Annotated in this window: 25 protein-coding genes; 15 read left to right on the top strand and 10 right to left on the bottom strand. The window is 59.4% G+C overall.

Annotation, left to right across the window (positions count from 1 at the left end; all coding sequences use genetic code 11):
* Window positions 1–20: 20 nt before the first annotated feature.
* From AC3WMT_RS28040 to dksA, 4 genes are all read right to left on the bottom strand, one after another.
* The gene (locus AC3WMT_RS28040; RefSeq protein WP_177431457.1) at window positions 21–2,975 is read right to left on the bottom strand and encodes a sensor histidine kinase; all 2,955 of its coding nucleotides are present in this window, start codon (window positions 2,973–2,975) and stop codon (window positions 21–23) included.
* Entirely contained in the window at window positions 2,959–3,135 is a 177-nt protein-coding gene (locus AC3WMT_RS28035) for a hypothetical protein (RefSeq protein ID WP_003176118.1), read from the bottom strand. Before AC3WMT_RS28035 ends, AC3WMT_RS28040 begins: the two co-directional genes overlap by 17 nt.
* Before the next feature lie 77 nt (window positions 3,136–3,212).
* A complete protein-coding gene (gluQRS, locus tag AC3WMT_RS28030) occupies window positions 3,213–4,109 on the bottom strand; it encodes a tRNA glutamyl-Q(34) synthetase GluQRS (RefSeq protein ID WP_103306554.1) in 897 nt (298 codons plus the stop codon).
* 213 nt (window positions 4,110–4,322) lie between these two features.
* Window positions 4,323–4,766 (bottom strand): RNA polymerase-binding protein DksA, encoded by a 444-nt coding sequence (gene dksA / locus AC3WMT_RS28025; RefSeq protein ID WP_003228250.1) that lies wholly within the window; start codon window positions 4,764–4,766, stop codon window positions 4,323–4,325.
* Between the two features lie 334 nt (window positions 4,767–5,100).
* Here dksA and AC3WMT_RS28020 point away from each other — a divergent pair, with 334 nt between their 5' ends.
* The gene (locus tag AC3WMT_RS28020; RefSeq protein ID WP_103306555.1) at window positions 5,101–6,273 is read left to right on the top strand and encodes a pyridoxal phosphate-dependent aminotransferase; all 1,173 of its coding nucleotides are present in this window, start codon (window positions 5,101–5,103) and stop codon (window positions 6,271–6,273) included.
* Window positions 6,273–6,986, top strand: a complete 714-nt coding sequence (gene sfsA / locus AC3WMT_RS28015) for a DNA/RNA nuclease SfsA (RefSeq protein ID WP_103306556.1) — start codon at window positions 6,273–6,275, stop codon at window positions 6,984–6,986. The genes AC3WMT_RS28020 and sfsA overlap by 1 nt, the downstream gene beginning before the upstream one ends.
* Here sfsA and AC3WMT_RS28010 read toward each other — a convergent pair.
* Window positions 6,983–7,300, bottom strand: a complete 318-nt coding sequence (locus AC3WMT_RS28010; protein ID WP_103306557.1) for a Rieske (2Fe-2S) protein — start codon at window positions 7,298–7,300, stop codon at window positions 6,983–6,985. The genes sfsA and AC3WMT_RS28010 overlap by 4 nt on opposite strands.
* A 163-nt stretch (window positions 7,301–7,463) precedes the next feature.
* Between AC3WMT_RS28010 and AC3WMT_RS28005 the strand changes: the two genes are divergently transcribed.
* From AC3WMT_RS28005 to AC3WMT_RS27990, 4 genes are read left to right on the top strand one after another with little or no spacing between them, the layout of a single operon-like run.
* On the top strand, window positions 7,464–8,336 hold the full coding sequence (locus AC3WMT_RS28005) for a heme/hemin ABC transporter substrate-binding protein (RefSeq protein WP_103306558.1): 873 nt from the start codon (window positions 7,464–7,466) through the stop codon (window positions 8,334–8,336).
* Window positions 8,333–9,370, top strand: coding sequence for a FecCD family ABC transporter permease (locus AC3WMT_RS28000; protein WP_103306559.1), 1,038 nt, complete (start codon window positions 8,333–8,335; stop codon window positions 9,368–9,370). The genes AC3WMT_RS28005 and AC3WMT_RS28000 overlap by 4 nt, the downstream gene beginning before the upstream one ends.
* Entirely contained in the window at window positions 9,370–10,137 is a 768-nt protein-coding gene (locus AC3WMT_RS27995) for a heme ABC transporter ATP-binding protein (protein WP_103306560.1), read from the top strand. The genes AC3WMT_RS28000 and AC3WMT_RS27995 overlap by 1 nt, the downstream gene beginning before the upstream one ends.
* A gap of 21 nt (window positions 10,138–10,158) precedes the next feature.
* Window positions 10,159–11,007, top strand: coding sequence for a ChaN family lipoprotein (locus AC3WMT_RS27990; protein WP_103306570.1), 849 nt, complete (start codon window positions 10,159–10,161; stop codon window positions 11,005–11,007).
* A 177-nt stretch (window positions 11,008–11,184) separates the two neighbouring features.
* On the opposite strand, the gene AC3WMT_RS27985 is transcribed toward AC3WMT_RS27990, so the two are convergent.
* The 4 genes from AC3WMT_RS27985 to AC3WMT_RS27970 all read right to left on the bottom strand — a co-directional run bounded on the left by AC3WMT_RS27985 (window position 11,185) and on the right by AC3WMT_RS27970 (window position 14,590).
* Window positions 11,185–12,024: a Crp/Fnr family transcriptional regulator gene (locus AC3WMT_RS27985; RefSeq protein ID WP_103306561.1), complete on the bottom strand. Its 840-nt coding sequence runs from the start codon at window positions 12,022–12,024 to the stop codon at window positions 11,185–11,187.
* A gap of 16 nt (window positions 12,025–12,040) precedes the next feature.
* Window positions 12,041–12,313, bottom strand: coding sequence for a TfoX/Sxy family protein (locus AC3WMT_RS27980; protein WP_003228231.1), 273 nt, complete (start codon window positions 12,311–12,313; stop codon window positions 12,041–12,043).
* Window positions 12,314–12,598: 285 nt separating this feature from the next.
* The gene (locus AC3WMT_RS27975) at window positions 12,599–12,943 is read right to left on the bottom strand and encodes a pentapeptide repeat-containing protein (RefSeq protein WP_007909940.1); all 345 of its coding nucleotides are present in this window, start codon (window positions 12,941–12,943) and stop codon (window positions 12,599–12,601) included.
* Between the two features lie 90 nt (window positions 12,944–13,033).
* Entirely contained in the window at window positions 13,034–14,590 is a 1,557-nt protein-coding gene (locus tag AC3WMT_RS27970) for a bifunctional aminoglycoside phosphotransferase/ATP-binding protein (protein WP_103306562.1), read from the bottom strand.
* A 118-nt stretch (window positions 14,591–14,708) separates the two neighbouring features.
* Between AC3WMT_RS27970 and mrcB the strand changes: the two genes are divergently transcribed.
* From mrcB to AC3WMT_RS27955, 3 genes are read left to right on the top strand one after another with little or no spacing between them, the layout of a single operon-like run.
* Complete coding sequence (gene mrcB / locus AC3WMT_RS27965) at window positions 14,709–17,033, top strand: penicillin-binding protein 1B (RefSeq protein WP_103306563.1); 2,325 nt, start codon at window positions 14,709–14,711, stop codon at window positions 17,031–17,033.
* Window positions 17,034–17,049: 16 nt separating this feature from the next.
* Entirely contained in the window at window positions 17,050–17,799 is a 750-nt protein-coding gene (locus AC3WMT_RS27960) for a tetratricopeptide repeat protein (protein WP_103306564.1), read from the top strand.
* The gene (locus tag AC3WMT_RS27955; protein ID WP_103306565.1) at window positions 17,799–18,134 is read left to right on the top strand and encodes a YqcC family protein; all 336 of its coding nucleotides are present in this window, start codon (window positions 17,799–17,801) and stop codon (window positions 18,132–18,134) included. The genes AC3WMT_RS27960 and AC3WMT_RS27955 overlap by 1 nt, the downstream gene beginning before the upstream one ends.
* 18 nt (window positions 18,135–18,152) lie before the next feature.
* Here the strand turns inward: AC3WMT_RS27955 and AC3WMT_RS27950 are convergent, their stop codons facing one another.
* Window positions 18,153–18,569: a DUF4124 domain-containing protein gene (locus tag AC3WMT_RS27950; RefSeq protein ID WP_103306566.1), complete on the bottom strand. Its 417-nt coding sequence runs from the start codon at window positions 18,567–18,569 to the stop codon at window positions 18,153–18,155.
* 399 nt (window positions 18,570–18,968) lie between these two features.
* Here AC3WMT_RS27950 and AC3WMT_RS27945 point away from each other — a divergent pair, with 399 nt between their 5' ends.
* The 6 genes from AC3WMT_RS27945 (at window position 18,969) to msrQ (ending at window position 24,957) form a co-directional block, all read left to right on the top strand.
* Complete coding sequence (locus tag AC3WMT_RS27945; RefSeq protein WP_103306571.1) at window positions 18,969–20,693, top strand: acetolactate synthase 3 large subunit; 1,725 nt, start codon at window positions 18,969–18,971, stop codon at window positions 20,691–20,693.
* A 2-nt stretch (window positions 20,694–20,695) separates the two neighbouring features.
* Window positions 20,696–21,187, top strand: a complete 492-nt coding sequence (gene ilvN / locus AC3WMT_RS27940) for an acetolactate synthase small subunit (RefSeq protein WP_003205610.1) — start codon at window positions 20,696–20,698, stop codon at window positions 21,185–21,187.
* A 48-nt stretch (window positions 21,188–21,235) separates the two neighbouring features.
* Window positions 21,236–22,252: a ketol-acid reductoisomerase gene (gene ilvC / locus AC3WMT_RS27935; RefSeq protein WP_003228216.1), complete on the top strand. Its 1,017-nt coding sequence runs from the start codon at window positions 21,236–21,238 to the stop codon at window positions 22,250–22,252.
* Window positions 22,253–22,399: 147 nt separating this feature from the next.
* Window positions 22,400–23,257 (top strand): CDP-diacylglycerol--serine O-phosphatidyltransferase, encoded by an 858-nt coding sequence (gene pssA / locus AC3WMT_RS27930; protein ID WP_103306567.1) that lies wholly within the window; start codon window positions 22,400–22,402, stop codon window positions 23,255–23,257.
* 63 nt (window positions 23,258–23,320) lie between these two features.
* Window positions 23,321–24,334 carry a protein-methionine-sulfoxide reductase catalytic subunit MsrP gene (msrP, locus tag AC3WMT_RS27925; protein ID WP_103306568.1) on the top strand — a complete coding sequence of 338 codons (1,014 nt, stop codon included), beginning with the start codon at window positions 23,321–23,323 and terminating at the stop codon, window positions 24,332–24,334.
* Complete coding sequence (gene msrQ / locus AC3WMT_RS27920) at window positions 24,334–24,957, top strand: protein-methionine-sulfoxide reductase heme-binding subunit MsrQ (protein WP_103306569.1); 624 nt, start codon at window positions 24,334–24,336, stop codon at window positions 24,955–24,957. The genes msrP and msrQ overlap by 1 nt, the downstream gene beginning before the upstream one ends.
* Window positions 24,958–25,017: the final 60 nt, after the last annotated feature.

Raw genomic sequence — 25,017 nt, 5'->3', positions numbered from 1 at the left:
ATTCGATACTCTCGACGGTCTCAGTTCACAGCGGACGTCGCTTCGACATGACGCGGTAAGGTCACCCGGATACGGGTGCCGCGTTGGCTTTGTACATCAGCCGGGCTGTCGATGGTGATTTGTCCATAATGCTCTTCAACGATGGAATAGACCAGTGCAAGGCCCAGACCGGTGCCTTCGCCAGGATCCTTGGTGGTGAAGAAAGGTTCGAACAATCTATCCATGATGTTCTTCGGAATACCGCTGCCTTCGTCCTCGACGATCAGATCGACCGTGTGTTCGCCGGCTTCGCTCTTGACCCGTACCGCACTGTGCGGCGGCGAGGCGTCGCGGGCGTTGGAGAGCAGATTGATCAAAACCTGGGCGAGTCGCTGCGGGTCGCCTTCGACCCAGTGATCCGGGTCGCACAGGTTGTAGAACTGCACTTCGAAATTGCGCCGGTTCAAGGCCAGCAGACCGATGGCGTCCTGCGCCACTTCCGCCAGACAAACGGGCTCGTCGCTGTGCTGATGGCTGCCGGCATGGGCAAAACTCATCAGTGACTGAACGATGCGTGACACGCGTTTGGTCTGTTCAAGAATCTGTCCGCTGATCTCGGTCAACTCGCCGTCGTCTTCGCGTTCTTCGCGCAGGTTCTGCGCCAGACAGGCGATGCCGGTGATCGGGTTGCCGATTTCGTGGGCGACGCCGGCCGCGAGACGACCGATGCTGGCCAGCCGCTCGGAATGCACCAGTTTGTCTTCGAGCATCTGCGTTTCGGTCAAATCTTCCACCAGCAGTACCAGACCGCTGTTGCCCGGCGCCAACGGTTCATCAATCGCTGCTTTGTGCAGGTTCAGCCAGCGAGTCTGTCCGTCGAGGGCCAGGTGCTGTTTGTGCAAGTGTTCGTCAGGCAGATTGATGAAACCTTGCAGCAATTCTTTCCACGGATTGCCGATGGTGCTCAGGCGCGAGCCGACCACCCGTTGCGCAGCGATCCCGGTCAGCTCTTCCATAGCCTTGTTCCACATCAGGATCTCTTGATCCTTGGCCAGCGAGCAGACGCCCATCGGCAGTTCCTGCAAGGTCTGGCGGTGGTAGCGGCGCAGGGCATCGAGTTCGGCGGCCAGACCTGTCAGGCGCGAGTGGTAATCCTCGAGGCGGCTTTCGATGAAGTGAATGTCTTCGGTGACGTAGTTTTCACCGCCGGCCTTGTACGGCAGGAAGGTTTCGACCATGTCCTGCGCCACACTCGGGCCCATCAGGCCGGAAAGGTTAGCTTCGATACGATCGCGCAGACGGCGCAAGGCATAGGGGCGACGTTCGTCGAACGGCAGATAAAGGTCGCGCAGCGCCTGCTCGACTTCTTTCTGCGCAGCCTTGGCGCCCAGCGGTTTGGCCAACTGCGTGGCGAATTCCTGCGGCGAAGCGGCGTGCAGTTCCCGGCGTTGCGGGCGACGGACGTTATCCACTGCGCAGGCTTCGGCTGCGGAAGCCTCTTCCGGGCTGGCGTTGGTGAATAGCGAGATCAGCGTGAACATCAAGACGTTGGCCGCCAGCGACGCGATGGCCGCCATGTGCCAGCTGGTGTCATCCAGCACGTAAATCATGTTCAGCAGCGGGATGTAGAAACCCTGCAGATTGCCGACCAGCGGCAATAGCATGGTGATCACCCAGACCAGAATCCCCGCCAGCAGACCGGCAATGAAGCCGCGACGGTTGGCGGTCGGCCAGTACAGCACTGACAACACGCCCGGCAAGAATTGCAACGTGGCGACGAAGGCCACGATGCCGAGGTTGGCCAGGTCCTGCCCGGCGCCGAGCATCAGGTAGAAGCAGAAGCCGGCCATGATGATCGCGACGATCAGTGCGCGGCGGGTCCACTTCAGCCAGCGGTAGATGTTGCCTTCGGCGGGCGGCTGATAAAGCGGCAGCACCAAGTGGTTGAGCGCCATGCCCGACAGCGCCAGGGTGGTGACGATGATCAGTCCGCTGGCCGCTGACAGCCCACCGACGTAGGCGAGTAATGCCAGCGGTTTGCTGTTGGCGGCTATGCCGATGCCGAGAGTGAAGTATTCCGGGTCGGTGGTAGCGCCAAGCTTGAGGCCGGCCCAAAGGATCAGCGGCACCGCCAGACTCATCAACAGCAGGAACAACGGCAAGCCCCAGCTCGCGCTGACCAGTGAGCGCGGGTTGAGATTCTCGGTGAACGTCATGTGATACATGTGCGGCATCACGATCGCCGAGGCGAAGAACACCAGTAGCAGTGTGCGCCACGGGCCTTCTTGCAATGGCGTGTGCAGCGCGGCGAGGGCGGTCTGGTTTTGCAGCAGCCACAGCTCAAGCTGTTGCGGGCCATCGAATACGCCGTACAACGCGTAGAGGCCAACACCGCCGAGGGCGATCAGCTTGATCACCGATTCGAAGGCAATCGCGAACACCAGCCCTTCGTGCTTCTCGCGGGTGGCGATATGCCGGGAGCCGAAGAAAATCGTGAACAGAATGATCAGTGCACAGAACGCCAGCGCTACGCGGCTCTGAATCGGCTCGCCGGTGAGAATGCCGATGGAGTCGGCCACCGCCTGAATCTGCAACGCCAGCAGCGGCAGTACGCCGATCAGCATGAATATCGTCGTCAGTGCGCCGGCCCAGGTGCTGCGAAAACGGAAGGCAAACAGATCCGCCAGCGACGACAGTTGATAAGTGCGGGTGATTTTCAGGATCGGATAGAGCAACACCGGCGCCAGCAGAAACGCGCCGGACACCCCGAGATAGCTGGAGAGAAAACCGTAGCCGTACTGATAGGCCAGGCCGACCGTGCCGTAGAACGCCCACGCACTGGCGTAAACCCCCAGCGACAAGGTGTAGGTCAGTGGGTGGCGAATGATCGCCCGCGGGATCATGCCCCGTTCGCTGATCCAGGCAACGCCGAACAGCACCGCCAGGTACGCAGCGCTGATCAGGATCATCTGGGTCAGGCTAAAGCTCATCGGCATCTTTTTGGCTCTGCAGGATGAAGGTCACGACAATCAGGATCAGCCAGAGCAGATAAGGGCGATACCAGGCGCCCGTAGCGTCGATCCACCAATCCATGATGGCGGGAGAAAACAGATAGATCCCCACGACCAAAAGCAGGACCAAGCGATAGATGTACATCCCGGCCTCTCTTTTTTATGCGCGTGCCCGAAAACGTGCGGCGATGGTAACGGATGGCGGCGCGACTGCAAGTGTCGTCATGACAGTTGCGCTTCGGGCAGGGTCAGTGTGCGCGGGATCTTGCTTGCGTCCCAGTGGGTGCTGCCCCAGGTGAGCAATTCTTGCGGCGAGGCATGAACCAGCTCGGGGCCAGGGTTTTGCCCCAATGCGCGCAGGGCTCGCAGCAGCAACGGCGTGGCTTGATCCGCTTCGAGCGGCGGTGAGCGGTAGGATTTGCCGAGCTTGTTGCCGTCCGGTTGAGTGATCAGCGGCAGGTGCAGATAGCGTGGCTGACGCAGGCCCAGCAGTTCTTGCAGGTAGAGTTGGCGCGGCGTCGAGTCGAGCAGATCGGCACCACGGACGATATCGGTGATGCCTTGCCAGGCATCGTCGAGGACCACGGCCAATTGATAGGCGTAGAGGCCGTCGCGGCGACGGATGACGAAATCGCCGACATCGCGGCCCAGATGCTGACGGTATTCGCCCTGCACGCGGTCGATGAAGTGGTATTCCAGCTCCGGCACGCGCAGGCGGATGGCGGCGTCTTGCTGGTCATGCCCGGCATTGCGGCACAGTCCCGGATAAATGCCGTGATAAGGCTCCAGTTGCTTGCGCGAACAGGTGCAGGCGTAAGCGAGACCGTGATTGAACAGGCTGTTGAGGACTTCGGCGTAGGCGTCGTGCCGATCGCTCTGGCGCACCATCTCGCCATCCCATTCAAAGCCGTAGCTTTCCAGCGCCGTGAGAATCGCCGCTTGTGCGCCGGGCTCTTCACGCGGCGGATCGAGATCCTCCATGCGCACCAGCCAGCGACCGCCGACCGAACGCGCATCGAGGTAAGAGGCGAGGGCAGCGACCAGCGAGCCGAAGTGCAAGTGGCCACTGGGCGTGGGGGCGAAACGGCCGATGTAGGCGGGAGAGGTTTTGGCAGTCATGGGAGCGATAGTACTTTTTCAGGGCTTGTGCGCACTACCTTGTGGGAGGGGGCTTGCTCCCGAATGCGGTTAATCAGTCAACAACTGTGTTTATGACACACCGCATTCGGGAGCAAGCCCCCTCCCACAAAGGCAGAGAAGACAGAGAAGGCAGGCAAAAGGCAGAAACAAAAACGGAGCGTTCGCACGCTCCGTTTTTCGTTCAGGTCGAGATTACTTGCCGACCTGCTTTTCCTTGATTTCCGCCAGGGTCTTGCAGTCGATGCACAGATCCGCAGTCGGACGGGCTTCGAGGCGCTTGACGCCGATCTCGATGCCGCAGGATTCGCACCAGCCGTATTCTTCGTCCTGAATCAGCTCCAGCGTCTTGTCGATCTTCTTGATCAACTTGCGCTCGCGGTCGCGGGCGCGCAGCTCGAGGGCGAATTCTTCTTCCTGACTGGCACGGTCGGCCGGGTCAGGAAAGTTGGCCGCTTCGTCTTTCATGTGATCAACAGTACGGTCGACTTCCTGCATCAAGTCCTGTTTCCACTTGTTCAGGATCTTGGTGAAGTGCGCGCGCATGGGGGCGCCCATGTACTCTTCGCCGGCCTTCGGAACGTAAGGTTCGAAGCCGCTGATCGTCGCTTGCTGCTGTTGCTTTGCTTGGGTGGGCATGAAATGGACCGCCTCTACTCTTGTAATCCATTGCGCAGGATTGCTCCATCACCGACACCTGCCGGCCCTGCGGCTGCAAGCGGGCGAACTTACCAGATCAATTCGGCCTGCGCTACTCCCGGATGTCGAGCCCCCGGCGGGTGGCGCTTGCAAATGTTTGGCAAGCCGTGTCTGGCGGTGTGGGAGACCTGTTCAATCACTGATTTTAGTCAATCCTGGAGCGTACGCTCATATCGTTACAGTCCAGCGTTCTTGAGGCTGTGACCGCGGTGGGTTCTCGCTCGTTCCGGGAGATGAGTAGAATCGTCTCTTTTTCCCCGTCGAAGGAAATCCAATGGCTCAGCCCTACAGTGCGCGCAGTCGTGCGATCGAACCGTTCCATGTGATGGCGCTGCTGGCGCGGGCCAATGAATTGCAAGCTGAAGGGCACGACGTTATCCATCTGGAAATTGGCGAACCGGACTTCACCACGGCCGAGCCGATCATCCGCGCAGGGCAAGCGGCGCTGACGGCGGGCAAGACGCGTTATACCGCCGCGCGCGGCATTCCTGAGCTGCGCGAGGCGATTTCCGGTTTTTATCAGTCGCGTTACGGGCTGAACATTGATCCGCGGCGAATTCTGATCACGCCCGGCGGTTCCGGCGCCTTGTTGCTGGCCAGCGCGTTGCTGGTCGATCCCGGCAAGCACTGGCTGTTGGCCGATCCAGGGTATCCGTGTAACCGGCACTTTCTGCGTCTGGTCGAAGGTGCGGCGCAACTCGTGCCGGTAGGCCCGGATGTGCGCTACCAACTGACGCCGGACCTGGTTGCGCGGCATTGGGATCACGACAGCGTCGGTGCATTGGTGGCCTCGCCGGCCAACCCGACGGGGACGATCCTGACCCGCGATGAGCTGGCCGGGTTATCCACAGCCATCAAGGCGCGACACGGGCATCTGGTTGTCGACGAGATCTACCACGGCCTGACTTATGGCACCGATGCGGCGAGCGTGCTGGAAGTCGATGACAGCGCCTTCGTCCTCAACAGTTTCTCCAAGTACTTCGGCATGACCGGCTGGCGCCTGGGCTGGCTGGTCGCACCGGATGCGGCGGTCAGCGAGTTGGAGAAACTGGCGCAAAACCTCTACATCAGCGCGCCGAGCATGGCGCAGTACGCGGCACTGGCCTGTTTCGAGCCGGACACCATTGCCATTCTCGAAGAGCGCCGGGCTGAATTTGGTCGGCGTCGGGACTTCCTCCTGCCCGCGTTGCGCGAATTGGGTTTCAACATCGCCGTCGAGCCGGAAGGTGCTTTTTACTTGTATGCCGATATCAGCAAGTTCGGCGGCGATGCCTTCGCGTTCTGCCGTCATTTCCTTGAAACCGAGCATGTGGCGTTTACCCCGGGACTGGATTTCGGCCGCTATCAGGCCAGCCACCATGTGCGTTTTGCCTACACACAAAACCTCCCTCGGTTACAGGAAGCGGTGGAACGGATCGCCCGTGGCTTGAAGAGCTGGCAAGGCTGATGCGCTTTTATCCTCCTCTGGAAGAGGCGCGGCTGATCCGTCGTTACAAGCGCTTTCTCGCCGATGTCGAAACGGTTGGTGGCGAATTGTTGACCATTCACTGTCCGAACACAGGCTCGATGCTTAATTGTCAGGTAGAAGGCGGGCAGGTCTGGTTCAGTCGTTCCAATGACCCTAAACGCAAGTTACCCGGCACTTGGGAAATCGGCGAAACCCCGCAGGGGCGGTTGTTTTGTGTGAACACCGGGCGCGCCAACGGGCTGGTCGAAGAAGCCTTGCAGGCCGGCGTCATCAGCGAGCTGAACGGGTTTACCGCGTTGAAGCGCGAAGTGGCGTACGGGCAGGAAAAGAGCCGCATCGATTTTCGTCTCGAATACCCGAGCGGCCCCGCTTATGTAGAAGTGAAAAGCGTCACCCTGGGCTTTGATGGCACCAATGTGGCGGCGTTTCCCGATGCCGTCACGCAACGCGGCGCCAAGCATTTGCGCGAGCTGGCGCATCTGGCGCGGGACGGGATTCGTGCGGTGCAGTTGTATTGCGTAAATCTCACCGGAATTGAGGCGGTGCGTCCTGCGGTGGAGATCGATTCGGCCTACGCCGATGCGTTACGCGAAGCGGTCGCCGATGGGGTCGAGGTCCTGGCTTATGGGGTGCGGTTGAATCATGAAGAGATGGTGATCGACCGGCGACTCGACGTGCTGCTCAACGGTTAAACATCGATCCACAGGCCCTGCGCATCCTCACGACAAGGAATAGCCGTCAGCGATTGCCCGGCGCAGGGCCCGGCAACACATTCGCCGTCCTCGATCAGAAACAGTGCGCCATGGGTCGCGCACTGGATCAGGCTGTTGCTCGGGTCGAGAAACTGGTCGGGATGCCATTCCAGCCCCACGCCCCGGTGCGGGCAGCGATTCAGGTAGACATACGCCTGGCCATTACGGCGCACGGCGAACAGCTTTTTGCCGGCGATATCGAAACCGCGGCTGCCGGCCTCGGCCAGCTCGACACCCGCGCAGAGAAACTTCATGGCTATCCTCTAATGTCCGCTCGTGTCCGGATATGTCCGAGCTTGACGTTTAAATGCAAACAATTATCAAATGGCGGCCATCGCCCAAAGGCGTCTGCCAGATGCCGAGGATACTTGGCCTTTCATCCTGATGCCCGGGAAAACCTTGTTCAAGGAAGCTGTTATGCGCCTGAGTACCCGCGTTGCTGTGCTGTGTGCCGGACTTTTCGTCAGTCTTCAGGCCGCATCGGCTGAATTGCCGCAACGTTGGGTCAGTGCCGGTGGTGCGCTGTCGGAATGGGTCAGTGCGTTGGGTGGCGAGTCGAAACTGGTGGGCGTCGACACCACCAGCCAGCATCCCGAATCGTTGAAGTCGCTGCCGAGCATCGGTTATCAGCGCAGTCTTTCTGCAGAGGGCATTCTCAGTCTGCGACCGGATATTCTCATCGGCACCGAAGAAATGGGTCCGCCACCGGTGCTGTCGCAGGTGAAAGCAGCCAAGGTGCAGGTGGAATTGTTCTCGGCTCAGCCGGATCTGCCGACACTGCAAAAGAACGTCACTCATCTGGGCCAATTGCTCGGCGCCGAGTCTCAGGCTGCGCAGTTGCTGCAACGTTATCAACAGCAACTCGATGCGCAGAAAGCGCGGGTTGCACAAGCACAGTCCAAGCAGAAGGCGCCGGGCGTGCTGTTGTTGCTCGGCCATGCCGGCGGCAAACCGTTGATCGCCGGCAAGGACACCGCCGCCGACTGGCTGCTGCAACAGGCGGGCGGGCATAACCTCGCGACACACACGGGCTACAAGCCATTCTCCGTGGAGTCCCTCGCCAGCCTTGATCCTGAAGTGCTGGTGTTCGCCGACCGGGCGTTGACCGGTGATGCGGCGAAAGCCGCGTTGTTCAAGGAAAACCCGATCCTCAATTCCAGTCGCGCGGCCAAGGCCGGGCGTGTGCTTGAGCTCGATCCGACGTTGCTGGTTGGCGGGCTCGGGCCGCGATTACCGGCAGCGTTGAAAACCCTGTCTGACGGTTTTTACCCGGCCAAGAGCGGCCAATGACCACACTGGTAAAGCCCCGTGGCCTGTTCGTCGGCCTGACGCTCCTGTGTTTATTGGCGATCTGGCTGTCGCTCGCGCTGGGGCCGGTCAGCCTTCCGTTTTTCGATACCCTGCGCGCGGCGTTGCGTCTGGTCGGCGTGCCGCTGGCGCCGGACGGCCTGGAGCAGGCTGAGCTGATTCTCGGGCAGATTCGTTTGCCGCGAACCCTGCTCGGGCTGGCGGTTGGCGGAGTGTTGGCGTTGTCGGGTGTGGCGATGCAGGGGCTTTTCCGTAATCCGCTGGCGGACCCGGGGCTGGTCGGGGTGTCCAGTGGCGCCGCGTTGGGTGCGGCGATCGCGATTGTCGGCGGCTCGTTTTTCGGTGGCTTGCCGGAGTGGTTCGGGCCTTATCTGCTGTCGGTGTGTGCATTTCTGGGCGGGCTCGGGGTGACCGCGCTGGTGTATCGGCTCGGTCGGCGCAACGGGCAAACCAATGTCGCGACCATGTTGCTGGCGGGGATTGCGCTGACGGCGCTGGCCAGTTCGGCAGTCGGCCTGTTCACCTATCTGGCGGATGACGCGACGTTGCGCACGCTGACGTTCTGGAACCTCGGCAGCCTCAATGGCGCCAGTTATGCGCGGCTGTGGCCCTTGCTGATCATCAGTGCAGGCGTTGCGCTGTGGTTGCCGCGTCGGGCGAAAGCGCTGAATGCCTTGCTGTTGGGTGAGTCCGAGGCCGGGCATCTGGGCATTGATGTCGAACGGCTCAAGCGCGAACTGGTGTTCTGTACGGCGCTGGGTGTCGGCGCGGCGGTGGCGGCGGCGGGGATGATCGGTTTTGTCGGGCTAGTGGTGCCGCATCTGGTGCGCTTGCTCGCGGGGCCTGATCATCGTGTGTTACTGCCGGCCTCGGTGCTGGCCGGGGCGAGTCTGTTGTTGCTGGCCGACCTGGTGGCGCGGCTGGCGCTGGCCCCGGCGGAGTTGCCGATCGGTATTGTCACGGCGTTTATCGGCGCGCCGTTCTTCCTTTATCTGCTGCTGCGAGGGCGTGCCTGATGTTGCGTGCGCACAATCTGCACATCCTGCGTGGCCGCAAGGCCGTGCTCAGCGGCGTCACCCTGCAACTCGAACCGGGCGAAGTGCTCGGTGTGCTGGGGCCGAACGGCGCCGGTAAGAGCACCTTGCTCGGTGCCTTGTGTGGTGAGTTGGTGGCGAGTGAGGGTGAAGTCTCGCTCGATGGTGAAACATTGGCGCACTGGACGGGCACACAGCGCGCTCAGCGATTGGCTGTGTTACCGCAGGTGTCGACACTGGATTTTGCCTTTCGTGTTGAAGAAGTGGTCGGCATGGGTCGCTTGCCTTATCAGAGTGGTCGAGTGCGTGATGACGAGATTGTTGCCGCAGCACTGACAGCGGCAGATGCCGGGCATTTGAGCGGACGCAGTTATCTGGCGTTGTCGGGTGGCGAGCGTCAGCGCGTGCATCTGGCGCGGGTGTTGGCGCAACTCTGGCCGGGGCAGGTCGGGCAAACGCTGCTGCTGGATGAGCCGACGTCGATGCTTGATCCGCTGCATCAACACACCACCCTGCAGGCTGTGCGCGAATTTGCCGACCGTGGGGCGGCAGTGATGGTGATCCTGCATGATCTGAATCTGGCGGCGCGCTATTGTGATCGCGTGTTGCTGCTTGAGGGCGGACAACCGGTCGCACTGGATACGCCGCAGCAAGTGCTGCGACCGGATACCCTTAAAGACGTGTTTGGTCTCGAAGTGCTGGTGCAGCCGCACCCGGAGCGTGGGCATCCGCTGATCATCGCCCGCTGAATGTTTCGTCGAGGTGAGTGCATGCGTGGGATGTGGCTGTTGGCGATGTTGTGGCTTGCGGGATGTCAGCATGTAGCAGCGCCGCCGCCAATCGGTGGCGAGATTCGCGATCTGCACAGTGGCCAGGTGCTGACGGCGCAGCAATTACTCAAACGCCTGGCCAAGCCTGAGCAAGTAATCATCGGCGAGCAGCATGACAACGCCGATCACCACGCCGCCGAGTTGTGGCTGCTGCAGTCGCTCGGCGAGCAGCGTTCTCAGGGAAGTCTGCTTTTGGAAATGCTCACGCCGGATCAGCAGCCGAAGGTGGATGCGGTGCGGCAACCCGCGCAGTTGCCCAACGATCTTCCTGGCGCGCTGGCCTGGCAGGACGGTTGGGACTGGAATCTCTATGGACCAATGGTCCGCTTCGCTCTCACACAACCTTATCCGTTGCTGGCGGCCAATCTGGATAACCCTGAAATCCGCGCGTTCTATCGCCATCCGCCAGTCTTGAACGGTCAGCGCAGCAATGCTGAAGACGTGAAGACGACTCTGCTGGGGCAGATCAGCGAGTCTCACTGTGGCTTGCTGCCTGAGTCGCAGATGCCAGCGATGCTGGCGGTTCAGCAACAACGTGACCGACGCATGGCCGAGCGTCTATTGGCAGCGCCGATCCCTTCCTTGTTGCTGGCCGGTGCGTGGCATGCGCGCAAGGATGTCGGGGTGCCGCTGCATGTTGTGGACTTGGGCGCGCAGGCGCCCACGGTGCTGATGCTGGCGGAGCAGGGTGCCGACGTTACCGCGAAGATGGCCGATTACGTCTGGTACACACCGGCGACGCCCAAGCGCGATTACTGTGAAGAGATGCGCAAACAGTTCGGCAAATGACTTTTCCACAGGCAAAAAAAAGACCCGGTAAAAACCGGGTCAAATAACCGTGATTAGCCTGATGAGGAGATAATCTGAGAGTCCGAACCAAGGGCTTTTCAGAATATCGACTGATCTCGCGACCAGTTGTGATAATCATAGCGATTCTCATTACCAAGTCAACCGCTGTTTCTGCATTTATTTTATCTGGTCTCTGGAATGGCCTGATTGCCCTGTAAATGAAGGGCTCGGCGTTGCGCTCAACCGAATGATCTGACGGTTGAGTTGGTCGATACGCCGGGCCATGCTCTCGATCAGGCTGTGGGCGATCTTCGGATTGCTGCGGGTCATGCTCAAAAACTGATCAGCGGGAATCAACATCACCGTACTGCGTTCGCGGGCAATCACGGTCGCGTTACGCGGTTCTCCAGTGAACACAGCCATGGCACCAAAAATTTCGTCCTTTGGCACTTCGCCAACCTTCTGCCCGTCGACAAAAGCTTCGGCATGCCCGTCGATGATCACAAATACATGATCGGCGGCGGCGCCTTGGTGAATCAGGATTTCACCGGCCTCGACCCGTTTGAAGCCGTTGGTGCTGCGAAACTCCCGCGGTTTCAGCTCGGCCACCGCGTGGGCGAGCAAAGCCACTTGCCCCAGCATGTATTGGAGAAATTGTTCCGCCCGGTTGGCGTCGGCAAACAAATGCTGCAACACATCACTGCGCCGATAGGGCGTCACACGCAACGGCCCGTCACTGCACAGGCGCGAATCGCCCCAGTCATCACCGCGCAGAAGGCCGATGAAGTCACCCTCCTGCCAATAAAACAGTGCGCGTGCGCCGATGTATCCGGTGATCACACCTTCAGTCAGCAAAAACAACTGATCGCCGGACAACTGCGTCATCAAGTCCTCAGTCGCCTCCAGCTCAAGCGCCGGCCCGCACGGTTCGAGGCCTTGCAGCCACTGTGCAGGCAAACTCTGCAAGCGGTTGATCAATGCGTCGGCAAGCGCCGATTGTTCCCCAAGCAGGTACATGACGGTCAGCGCCCGTTCAATTCTTGTGACGCGAGGAAATGGCTTCGAGTTGCTTGTTCAAGGCGTCCTTGCGTTCGGCCGGGATGTCGTTCCAATGCACATCCATCAGCGCGCCCTCGATCGCATACAGCAACACCTTCGATGCACGAAACCCGCGGGTACGCACGGCCCGGTAGGCATCGACAGCGCCCAGGCGCCGCAAGTCCGAAGCGCTGTGGATGCCCACGGCATGCAGCCATTGCGCCGACGTCTTGCCAAGATTCTTCAGGTGTTGCAGTTCATCATTCATCAAGCCTCCTTGCGACGGCCGAATGGTGCGTGGGCGAGCTTCTCAGGAGTGTAGCCATCAGTAGGAAAAGCGTGGTTGTTTGGTCGGATTCAACCCAAACGCTTCTAAGAAAGTGCGCCGCAGAGGCGCCGAAGACCTGCGAACGCAGAAAGGCGGGAAGAAATACATATCAATGTAGGAGCGAGCCTGCTCGCGATGCGGACAGACAGGCAACACATTAGTTGAATGTTGAGCCGCCATCGCGAGCAGGCTCACTCCTACAGGGGCAGGCGCTGGATGGTTATCTCAGCGGGTGCGATAACGCAGGCGCGTGCCGAAATTCATCGACATCAGAATCTCGTCAGCACTCAGCTCCGGCGGGAAGTACGCCCCGGAGATCTGCGCGTGAGCCAGACTTGCGCCCTCCAGCGATGCGTTACGGAAGTCGATGCCACGCAAATCGGCAGAACGGAAATACGCGTCCCTGAAATCCACGCCATCGGCGTTCAGTTCGCGCAGATCGAGGCCACGGAAGTCGCCGCCGACCATGTCGATTGGTCCGTCTTGCGGGCGCTCTTTATTGAAACCTGTGATGTCATCTTTGTGCAGCAAGGCATACAGCGGGGTGTCGAGAAGTTTCGGCTGGCTCATGTCATATCACCGTTGGTTTTATGACGCCAGTATAGTGCCACTATTTGACGGCCGTGAAGCAAGCGAGGGCTTCACGGCCGAAATAGTTTCTTACAGGCCTGGAAGGCGCTGACGGATCTGCGCGACCACGGTGTCCAGCGTGCCGGATTCATTGGTCTGCACGCGTTTGCTGCGCAGAATCTCTTCCGGCGTCAGTGCTTCGCGGTTGGCCTGCTGGGCTTCGATCACGGCCAGTGTGGCGTCGGACGGATCCTTTTGGTCAGCCTGACGAATCGCCAGCCAGCTCTCGATCACCGCTTGCGGCGCGTTGCAGTCGAGGATCAGGAAAGGTGTGCCGGTGGCTTCGGCGATTTCTGCGGCGCTGTCGCGTTGCTCACGCTTGAGGTAAGTCGCATCGATGACCACCGGGAAACCGGCGTGCAGGATGACTTCAGCGATCTCATGCAGGCGCGCGTAGGTCTTGGCGCTGGCGTCGGCGCTATAAATGCCCGCCTGCACATCATTGGCCACGGTTTGCTCGCCGAACAGACGCTTGCGCTCAACATCGGAACGCAGACGGATCGCGCCCAGCGCTTCGACCAGACGCATGGCCACGTGGCTTTTACCGACAGCGGAAACACCGTGGGTGATAGCCATGAAACGCGAAGGAATGGTGCTGTAGCTTTCCGCCAGGTTGGCGTAGTTGCGGTACTGGCGCAGGGTAGTGGCGCGCTGCACCGGGGTCGCGTCCGCCGGCATGCTGAACAGCGCAACCTTGGCGCGAACCAGTGCGCGATAGGCTTTATAGAAGTTCAGCACTTCCAGGCCCTGATAGTCGCCGGTCAGCTCCAGGTATTGGCTGATGAAGCGGCGCGCCAACGATTTCAGGCCGCGGTCTTCCAGGTCCATCGCGAGGAAACCGGTGTCGGCCCAGACGTCGGTGAAGCGGAACGGTTCGTTGAATTCGATGCAGTCGAAGATCACCACTTTGCCGTCGATGACGGTGGCGTTGCCCAAGTGGATATCACCGTGGCATTCACGGGTGAAACCCTCGGTTTTACGCTGGGCGAACAGCGGCTTGAGGCGTTCGAAGCTGCTTTCGGCCCAGGCTTTGAGTGCTTCGAGTTGCAGCAGATCGTTCTTGTCGCTGAGGAACGGCAGGATCTGCTCGAAGTTTTGCGATACCGGCGCCATCACGCTGGCCGGGGTGCCGGCGTCGTGTTCGGCCGGGACTTTGGGTGCGGTGAGATGGAATTTGGCGATCTGTTCGGCCATTTCATCGATGTGTTGGGTGGTCAGCTCGCCATTGGCCTGCAGGGTGCTGAGCAAACCGGTCTGCGGGAACTGGCGCATTTTCAGCACGTATTCGATAGCCGGACCGTCGCCGCCCAGTTGCGGGGCTTCGATGCTGCCGGTGACCGGCAACACTTCCAGATACAAATCGTCGGTCAGGCGCTGGTTCAGGCGCAGCTCTTCAGCGCAGAAATGTGCGCGCGATTCGAGGTTAGTGAAGTCGAGGAAGCCGAAATTCACGGGCTTCTTCACTTTATAGGCGAAGGGGCCGGTGAGGATCACCCACGAGATATGGGTTTCGATGACCTGGAACCCTTCGACGGGGTGCGGGTAAAGGGCCGGGTTTTGCAGGGCAGCGATCAGTGATTGGCTCACGGGCGATCCTTCAGAGACTGGGGGAAATTCGAGGTCGCCATTATGGCCGCTCGCCAGCCCGACGCAAACCTCGGAGCGCTCCTGTTGAGGATGAATAAAGTGCGTATAATCCGCCGCCATGACTCGAACTCGATCCCCCCGTACCAAGAAAAAACCACCATCCAAGGGCCTGCGCCCATGGCTGAGCTGGGCCATTAAACTCAGTCTGGTCGGCCTTGTGGTGCTGGCCGGCTTCGCCGTTTACCTCGATGCCGTGGTGCAGGAGAAGTTCTCCGGCAAGCGCTGGACCATCCCGGCCAAGGTGTACGCGCGCCCGCTCGAGCTGTTCGTCGGACAAAAGCTCAGCAAGGACGATTTCCTCACCGAACTCGATGCCCTCGGCTATCGCCGTGAAGCCGTCAGCAATGGCCCGGGCGCCGCAGCGGTTTCCGGCAACACCGTCGATTTGAATACCCGTGGCTTCCAGTTCTATGAAGGACTGGAAAAAGCGCAGCCGGTGCGCGTGCGTTTCTCGGGTGATTACGTCGCCGAGCTGTCGGCGACCAATGGCTCCAAGCTGTCCGTGGTGCGACTGGAACCGCTGATGATCGGCGGGATTTATCCGAAGAATCTCGAAGACCGCATTCTGATCAAGCTCGATCAGGTGCCGCCGTACCTGCTGGAAACCCTGGTCGCCGTCGAAGACCGCGATTTCTACAGCCACTGGGGCGTGTCACCGAAATCGATTGCACGTGCGATCTGGGTCAACACCTCCGGCGGCAAGATGACTCAGGGCGGCAGTACGCTGACGCAGCAGTTGGTGAAAAACTTCTACCTGACTGGCGAACGCAGCCTCAGCCGCAAGCTCACCGAAGCCATGATGGCGATGCTGCTGGAAGTGCATTACGACAAGAAGGAAATCCTTGAGGCCTACCTCAATGAGGTCTTTGTCGGTCAGGACGGCCAGCGTGCGGTGCACGGCTTCGGTCTGGCCAGCCAGTTCTTCTTCGGTCAGCCATTGTCCGAGCTGAAACTGCATCAGGTTGCGTTGCTGGTCGGCATGGTCAAGGGCCCGTCCTACTACAACCCGCGTCGCAACCCGGAGCGTGCGCTTGAGCGCCGCAATCTGGTACTCGACGTACTTGAGCAGCAAGGTGTGGCAACGGCCGAGCAGGTTGAAGCGGCGAAGAAAATGCCGCTGGGTGTGACCACTCGCGGCAAACTCGCCGACAGCTCCTTCCCGGGCTTTATCGATCTGGTCAAACGTCAATTGCGCGAAGATTATCGCGACGAAGACTTGACCGAAGAAGGCCTGCGGATCTTCACCAGTTTCGACCCGATCCTGCAGATGAAGGCCGAGGCGTCGGTCAACGACACCTTTAAACGTCTGGCCGGGCGCAAAGGCTCCGATGACGTTGAAGCGGCGATGGTCGTAACCAATCCGGAAACCGGCGAAGTCCAGGCGATGATCGGCAGCCGACAGGCGAGTTATGCCGGCTTCAACCGGGCGCTGGATGCGGTGCGGCCGATCGGCTCGTTGATCAAGCCGGCGGTGTACCTGACCGCGCTGGAGAAACCGAGCCATTACACGCTGACCAGTTGGCTGTCAGATGATCCGCTGTCAGTCAAAGGCGCGGACGGTCAGGTGTGGAAGCCGCAGAACTATGATCGCCGTTCCCACGGCACCGTATTCCTCTATCAAGGTTTGGCCCACTCCTACAACCTTTCGACCTCGCGCCTCGGGCTCGAAGTCGGTGTGCCAAATGTGCTGAAGACTTTGGCGCGTCTGGGCGTGACACGCGAATTCCCGGCTTATCCATCGATGTTGCTGGGTGCCGGCGGCATGACCCCGATCGAAGTGGCGACCATGTATCAGACCCTGGCCAACGGTGGTTTCAATACGCCGATGCGCGGGATTCGCAGCGTACTGACCGCCGAAGGTGAGCCGCTCAAGCGTTATCCGTTCCAGATTCAACAGCGTTTCGATCCGGCTTCCATCTACCTGATCCAGAACGCCATGCAGCGGGTCATGCGTGAAGGTACCGGCAGTTCGGTTTATAACGTGCTGCCGAAAACCCTCAACCTGGCCGGCAAGACCGGGACCAGTAACGACTCGCGTGACAGCTGGTTCGCCGGGTTCAGTCAGGATCTGCTGGCCGTGGTGTGGCTGGGGCGTGACGACAACGGCAAAACGCCATTCACCGGTGCCACCGGTGCGTTGCAGGTCTGGACCAGTTTCATGCGCAAGGCCGATCCGCTGCCGCTGGACATGCCGCAGCCAGACAATGTCGTACAGGCGTGGGTCGATTCGCGTACCGGGCAAGGCTCCGATGCCAACTGCCCGGGGGCGGTGCAGATGCCGTATATTCGCGGCAGCGAACCGCCACCCGGCGCCGCATGTGCAGGTGAAACACCTGCCAGCGGCGAATCGGTGATGGATTGGGTCAAGGGCTGGATGAATTAAGCAAAGAGGATTTCAAGTGAACAAGTGGTTGATTCCAGCGGTGACCGCCGTGGCTTTGCTCAGCGGCTGCTCTACCGTACAGCGTGGTTCGATCCCGGTGGTCGATTCGGGTACGGCGGTGTCCAACAGCGAACGCATTTCGGCCAATGGTGGCTTCCGTCAAACGACGGTCAAGCGTCCTGCGCAGGCTCAGACTCAAGCCATTCCGCAAGGTGATACCGGCGTGGTGGTGATGGTGCCGGGGGGCGGCGCGACGACATCGGCACCGATCAGTGCTTCGCCGATCGTGCCGGGTCCGGCGTCGGGCGGTATCACGCCGGGGCCTTACAATCCTTCGCCGGTCGAGTCGGCGCCGATCAACTCCGGCAGCTACAGCATGCCTTCGACACCGAGTGGTATTCCTTCCGCTAGCAGTGGCGGCGGTCTGTCGGCGGACGAGCAGCTGGACGGCCCGGTGCTTGCCTTGCTGACCACCGCTCAACAGCAACAGGCCGGTGGCGACCTCAATGGTGCGTCTTCCAGTCTGGAGCGTGCGCAGCGTGTCGCGCCGCGTGAGCCGCAAGTGCTTTATCGTCTGGCGCAGGTGCGCATGGCTCAAGGCGATGCGCCGCAAGCCGAGCAATTCGCTCGCCGTGCGCTGACCATGGCCAACGGCCGTCCGGACTTGCAGGCCAATCTGTGGGAGATCATCGCTCAGTCCCGTGAGAAACAAGGTGACTCCGCTGGTGCAGCCCAGGCCCGTCAGAAGGCCAAGGTCTCGCTGTGATGGATGCCCGTTTCCCGAAAATCGCCGATCAGTTGCTGCTGATCGAGCGTGAACTGCGCACACAGGGATGGTGGGATGAAGTTCAGCCATCGGTCGAAGCCTTGAGCAGTGTCGAGCCGTTTTCGGTCGACACCCTCGATTTCGAGCAGTGGTTGCAATGGATCTTCCTGCCGCGGATGAAGATGATCCTCGAGCAGGATCTGCCGTTGCCGAATGCCTCGGGCATTCAGGAGATGGCCGAAATGGTTTTCGCCCAGCGCAACGTGCAGGGCAAGGATCGACAGCTGCAGGTGCTGCTCAAAGAGTTCGACCTGCTGATCACCGCCTCGCGCTAACCCGGAAGCTGCCAGTCATCACTGGCAGTTTTCTGCTATCTGCTTCTGCGCTTCTACGATGCGCTCCTGACGCTGTGCATCATCCAACCTGCGCAATTGCCCCTCCACTTCCTCCCTCAAACGCGGATTGTTCTGCAACTGCGCAAGATTGGTGCGTGCCTGCTCGCAAAACTGCTTGAGCTGCGCCTGTTGGTCTGCGACCTGCTTCTTCACTTTGTCATCGATTGCCTTCTGATCACCGAGCGCGCCGCTACCCGGCATCGCCGCAGGTTTCGGCACAGGCGAGGAGGGTGTCTGCACGGTGGTGGAAGGCTGACCCCGTGGCGGCTGCGCATCGAAGTGCGTGACACCTTGGGTGTCGACCCATTTGTAGATTTGAGCGGCCATGCACCACGGGCTGAGGCCGATCAGCAGAGTGAGGAGGAGCGTTCGCATGCTGATTCCTTGGCAAAATTGCGCAATTGACACTAACAGAGTAGCGGTTTTCAGGTTTTTTCTTGCGTTCTCATGTGCTTACCCACAATTAAGCACATAGACGGCTTGACTTGGAGAGGGCGAAACAGAAGAATCCAAAGTCCGCTGTAGAGGGACTGCCAGAAGCAGACCCACTCGGTAGATCATGAGGCGCACATCCGCGCCGACCTGTTACACCCGCAACGCGTTACCTCGCGCTGGGTGGGAAAGGCCCGCAACACTTGGGACGATCCCAATACTTGCTCAGTCAGTGCTGACGTAGTCGGCGACCACCGTCGCTCATGCTCTGCCGAGAAGTAAACCTATTAAGACCCGCCCCTTTTTTGTGGACGGTATTCTGGCGTTTTAGAGGTGAACAACGTGGAGCTTTTATCTGGCGGTGAGATGCTCGTCCGCTTCTTGCGTGACGAAGGCGTCAAATATATCTACGGGTACCCGGGTGGTGCTCTCCTGCATGTTTACGATGCCCTGTTCAAAGAACCGGAAGTGACTCACATCCTGGTTCGTCACGAACAAGCGGCGACCCATATGGCTGACGGCTACGCCCGTGCCACCGGTAAAGCCGGCGTGGTATTGGTGACTTCCGGTCCAGGCGCCACAAACGCCATCACCGGTATCGCCACCGCCTATATGGACTCGATTCCAATGGTGATCATTTCCGGTCAGGTGCCAAGCACCATGGTCGGTACCGACGCGTTCCAGGAAACCGACATGATCGGTATCTCCCGGCCGATCGTGAAGCACAGCTTCATGATCAAGCACGCTTCGGAAATCCCGGAAGTCATGAAGAAGGCCTTCTACCTGGCGCAATCCGGTCGTCCGGGCCCGGTCGTGGTCGATATTCCGAAAGACATGACCAACCCGGCCGAGAAGTTCGAATACGTCTTCCCGAAAAAAGCCAAGCTGCGTTCCTACAGCCCGGCCGTTCGCGGTCACTCCGGGCAAATCCGCAAGGCAGCAGAAATGCTTCTGGCGGCCAAGCGCCCAGTGCTGTACTCCGGCGGCGGCGTAATCCTCGGCAACGGTTCCGCACCGCTGACCGAGCTGGCAAAAATGCTCAACCTGCCCGTGACCAACACGTTGATGGGCCTGGGTGGTTTCCCGGGTACTGATCGTCAGTTCATCGGCATGCTCGGCATGCATGGCAGCTACACCGCCAACCTGGCGATGCACCACGCTGACGTGATCCTCGCTGTCGGCGCGCGTTTCGACGATCGCGTGATCAACGGCGCATCGAAGTTCTGCCCGAACGCCAAGATCATCCACATCGACATCGACCCGGCTTCGATTTCCAAGACCATCAAGGCCGACGTGCCAATCGTTGGTCCGGTCGAGAGCGTGCTGACCGAAATGGTCGCGATCCTCAAGGAAATCGGCGAGACCCCGAACAAGGAGTCCGTGGCCAGTTGGTGGAAGCAGGTGGATGAATGGCGCGGTGATCGCGGCCTGTTCCCTTACGACAAGGGCGACGGCAGCAAGATCAAGCCGCAGACCGTGATCGAAACCCTGTGCGAAGTGACCAAGGGCGATGCCTTTATCACTTCCGATGTGGGCCAGCACCAGATGTTCGCTGCGCAGTACTACACGTTCAACAAGCCGAACCGCTGGATCAACTCCGGTGGTCTGGGCACCATGGGCTTCGGTTTCCCGGCGGCCATGGGCATCAAGTTGAGCTTCCCGGAAGACGACGTTGCCTGCGTCACCGGCGAAGGCAGCATCCAGATGAACATCCAGGAGCTGTCGACCTGCCTGCAATATGGCTTGCCAGTGAAAATCGTCATCCTGAACAACGGTGTTCTGGGGATGGTTCGTCAGTGGCAGGACATGAGCTACGGCAGCCGTCACTCGCACTCGTACATGGAATCGCTGCCTGACTTCGTCAAACTGGCTGAAGCTTATGGTCACGTTGGCATGCGCATCACCGACTCGAAAGACTTGAAGTCGCAGATGGCAGAGGCGTTCGCCATGAAGGATCGTCTGGTCGTGCTGGATATTTCGGTCGACACCAGCGAGCACGTCTACCCGATGCAGATCAAAGACGGCTCCATGCGCGATATGTGGCTGAGCAAGACGGAGCGTACTTAATCATGCGGCACATTATTTCCCTGCTTCTGGAAAACGAACCCGGCGCTTTGTCTCGCGTAGTCGGCCTGTTCTCGCAGCGCAACTACAACATCGAAAGCCTGACCGTGGCCCCGACCGAAGACCCGACCCTGTCGCGTCTGACGCTGACCACCGTTGGTCACGATGAAATCATCGAGCAGATCACCAAAAACCTGAACAAGCTGATCGAAGTGGTCAAGCTGGTGGACCTGTCGGAAAGTGCTCACATCGAGCGCGAACTGATGCTGGTCAAGGTCAAGGCCACTGGCGCCCAGCGCGCCGAGATCAAACGCACTACCGATATTTACCGTGGACAGATCGTCGATGTCAGTGCCAGCGTGTATACCGTTCAATTGACCGGTACCAGCGACAAGCTCGACAGCTTCATTCAGTCCATCGGCACCGCATCGATTCTGGAAACCGTCCGTAGCGGCGTGACTGGCATTGCCCGCGGCGACAAAGTACTCAGCATCTAAACCAAATTAGCGAATGGCCTGAACGGCCTGGATATAAAGGGGAAATTCATGAAAGTTTTCTACGATAAAGACTGCGACCTGTCGATCATCCAGGGCAAGAAAGTTGCCATCATCGGTTACGGTTCCCAGGGTCACGCCCAAGCGTGCAACCTGAAAGACTCCGGTGTCGACGTTACCGTTGGTCTGCGTAAAGGTTCGGCCACCGTTGCCAAAGCCGAAGCTCACGGCCTGAAAGTGACCGACGTTGCTTCTGCCGTTGCTGCTGCCGACCTGGTCATGATCCTGACCCCGGACGAGTTCCAGTCCTCGCTGTACAAGAACGAAATCGAGCCGAACATCAAGAAAGGCGCCACCCTGGCCTTCTCCCATGGCTTTGCGATCCACTACAACCAGGTTGTTCCGCGTGCCGACCTCGACGTGATCATGATCGCGCCGAAAGCCCCGGGCCACACCGTACGTTCCGAGTTCGTGAAGGGCGGCGGTATCCCTGACCTGATCGCGATCTACCAGGACGCCTCGGGCAACGCCAAAAACGTTGCACTGTCCTACGCTGCCGGCGTTGGTGGCGGTCGTACCGGCATCATCGAAACCACCTTCAAGGACGAGACTGAAACCGACCTGTTCGGCGAACAAGCCGTACTGTGCGGCGGTACCGTTGAACTGGTTAAAGCTGGTTTCGAAACCCTGGTTGAAGCTGGCTACGCGCCGGAAATGGCCTACTTCGAGTGCCTGCACGAACTGAAGCTGATCGTTGACCTCATGTACGAAGGCGGTATCGCCAACATGAACTACTCGATCTCCAACAACGCTGAATACGGCGAGTACGTGACCGGTCCGGAAGTGATCAACGCCGAATCTCGTCAGGCCATGCGCAACGCCCTGAAACGTATTCAGGACGGCGAATACGCCAAAATGTTCATCAGCGAAGGCGCAACCGGCTACCCTTCGATGACCGCCAAGCGTCGTAACAACGCCGCTCACGGTATCGAAATCATCGGCGAGCAACTGCGCTCCATGATGCCGTGGATCGGTGCCAACAAGATCGTCGACAAAGCCAAAAACTAAGTCGTCGTCCCTTGTACGAAAAACGCGGCCTCGGCCGCGTTTTTTCGTTTGCGCCGGTGGTTCTGGTATAAAGCTGCATCGTTTGTGGCCGAACCGTCGTCCCAGACACCTGTCGAATTTTTTCCAAACCGTTGCAAGGTAATGTCCATGAGCGAACGTCCCGAAGAGCCGAACAAGGCTTCTGACGCCGAAAGCCTGCTGCCCATCGATGAACACATCGAAGAAGGGCACGACGCAGAAGGTCGTAAAGTCCGGCATCGTGGTATCTATCTGCTGCCGAATCTGTTCACCACTGCCAACCTGTTCGCAGGCTTCTATTCCATCATCAACTCGATGAGTGCCCAGGCTGCCTTGAGCGCCGGGGACTCCGCCAACGCGAGCAAGTACTTCGCGTTTGCTGCGATCGCGATTTTCGTCGCCATGGTGCTCGACGGTCTCGACGGCCGCGTGGCGCGCATGACCAATACGCAAAGTGCGTTCGGCGCCGAGTATGACTCGCTGTCGGATATGGTTGCTTTTGGGGTTGCGCCGGCGTTGCTGGCGTTTGGCTGGGCATTGGGTGACATGGGCAAAGTCGGCTGGATGGTTGCCTTCATCTATGTAGCCGGTGCAGCCTTGCGCCTGGCGCGCTTCAACACTCAGGTTGGTACCGCGGACAAGCGTTACTTCATCGGTCTGGCCAGCCCCGCAGCGGCCGGAGTGGTCGCGGGCATCGTCTGGGCGTTCAGCGATTACGGCATTCAGGGTTCGAAGATGTCGTTCCTGGTCGCGCTGATGGTGGCGGCGGCCGGCATGCTGATGGTCAGCAACATCAAGTACAACAGCTTCAAGGAGCTGGACTTGAAAGGGCGCGTACCTTTCGTTGCGATTCTCGCAGTCGTGTTGGTGTTCGCCGTGGTCTTCAGCGATCCGCCGCGCATTCTGCTGCTGGTGTTCCTCGCCTATGCGGCTTCGGGACCGATTCAGTACCTTTTACATCTTCGTCGGCACAAAAACGTCGAGTGATGTAATTTCCCTCATACTCCGCAGTCTATGGGTGCATCAGTCCTCCAAAGCTGCGGAGTTGTCATGTTGATCAAAATCCCTAAAGCGTCTGACTGCCACGAGTCGGATGTCACGCCTGAATCCATTTATCTGTCTCGCCGCCAATTGCTTGGGGCCACGGCTGCCGGTATCGCCGTCAGTAGTCTGCCTCGCTGGGCCAATGCCGACGACGCGGCGCAGTATGCCGATGTCGAGCCGGGCAAAGCGCCTGCATGGTTTGCCGAGAAACTGCCCTCTACTAAGTGGGGCGCAGTCAGCGTCAAGGATGAGGCGGTCACGCCTTATAAAGATGCAACCCATTACAACAACTTCTATGAGTTCGGCACCGACAAGGGAGATCCGGCGGCGAATGCTGGCTCGCTGAAAACCGAACCGTGGAGTGTGGTGGTTGACGGGGAGGTGGGTAAACCAGGGCGTTATGCGCTGGAAGACTTCATGAAACCGTATCAATTGGAGGAGCGTATCTATCGCCTGCGCTGTGTCGAGGCGTGGTCGATGGTCATTCCGTGGATCGGTTTTCCGATTTCGGCGTTGCTCAAGCAAGTCGAACCCACCTCCAATGCCAAATACATCCGCTTTGAAACCTTGCAGGATCCCAAGAGCATGCCGGGCCAGCGTTCCGGTTTTGCTTTGATCGATTGGCCTTATGTAGAGGGCTTGCGACTGGATGAGGCGATGCATCCTTTGGCGATTCTGGCGGTGGGCATGTATGGCCGCGAGCTGCCGAATCAAAATGGCGCGCCACTGCGTTTGGTGGTGCCATGGAAGTACGGCTTCAAAAGCGTGAAATCCATCGTGCGTATCAGTCTGGTCAGCGAGCAGCCGAAGACAACCTGGCAAAGTATTGCGGCCGATGAATACGGCTTCTACGCAAATGTTAACCCGACTGTTGATCACCCGCGTTGGACGCAGGCGCGTGAGCGCCGGCTACCAAACAGTCTGTTCAAGCCGAATGTGCGTGATACGCAAATGTTCAACGGCTACGCGGATGAAGTTGCTTCTTTATATACAGGGCTCGATCTGCGGAAGAACTACTGATGCGATATCCGTTATGGCGTGTAGGCGTTTTCATTGCGGCGGCGGTCTGGCCATTGCTGTGGTTCTATCAGGCTTTTGCGGATTTGCTTGGGCCTGACCCTGGCAAGGTGCTGGTTGATCGCTTGGGGCTTGGGACATTGGTGCTGTTATTGATCACCTTGAGCATGACGCCTTTGCAGAAAATGACCGGTTGGGCGGGGTGGATCGCTGTTCGCCGGCAGTTGGGGCTTTGGTGTTTTGCCTATGTGGTTTTGCACTTGTGCAGCTATTTGGCATTTATTCTGGGATTTGATTGGTCACAACTGGGTGTTGAGCTGCGGAAGCGGCCGTACATTATTGTCGGGACGCTTGGTTTCCTTGGGCTGTTGGCTTTGGCGGTGACTTCCAATCGCTACAGTCAGCGCCGGTTAGGTGCTCGCTGGAAGAAGTTACATCGGCTGGTTTACGTGATTCTGGGGCTGGGATTGCTGCACATGCTGTGGATCGTTCGGGCTGATCTCAAGGAATGGGCAATTTATGCCTTTATCGGCGGACTGCTTCTTTTGCTGCGCCTTCCTCCTGTTGCACGTCGAATCCCGCGTTTATTGGCTAAAAAACAGATTCTGCAAGAAAAGCGAAATTAACGGTTGACGGCAGATTCCAGAGGTCTATAATTCGCCCCACTTCCGGCGCAGTCGAAACGG

This window comes from Pseudomonas sp. FW305-7 (assembly GCF_058786735.1).
This window is presented reverse-complemented; position numbering and strand designations above follow the sequence as displayed.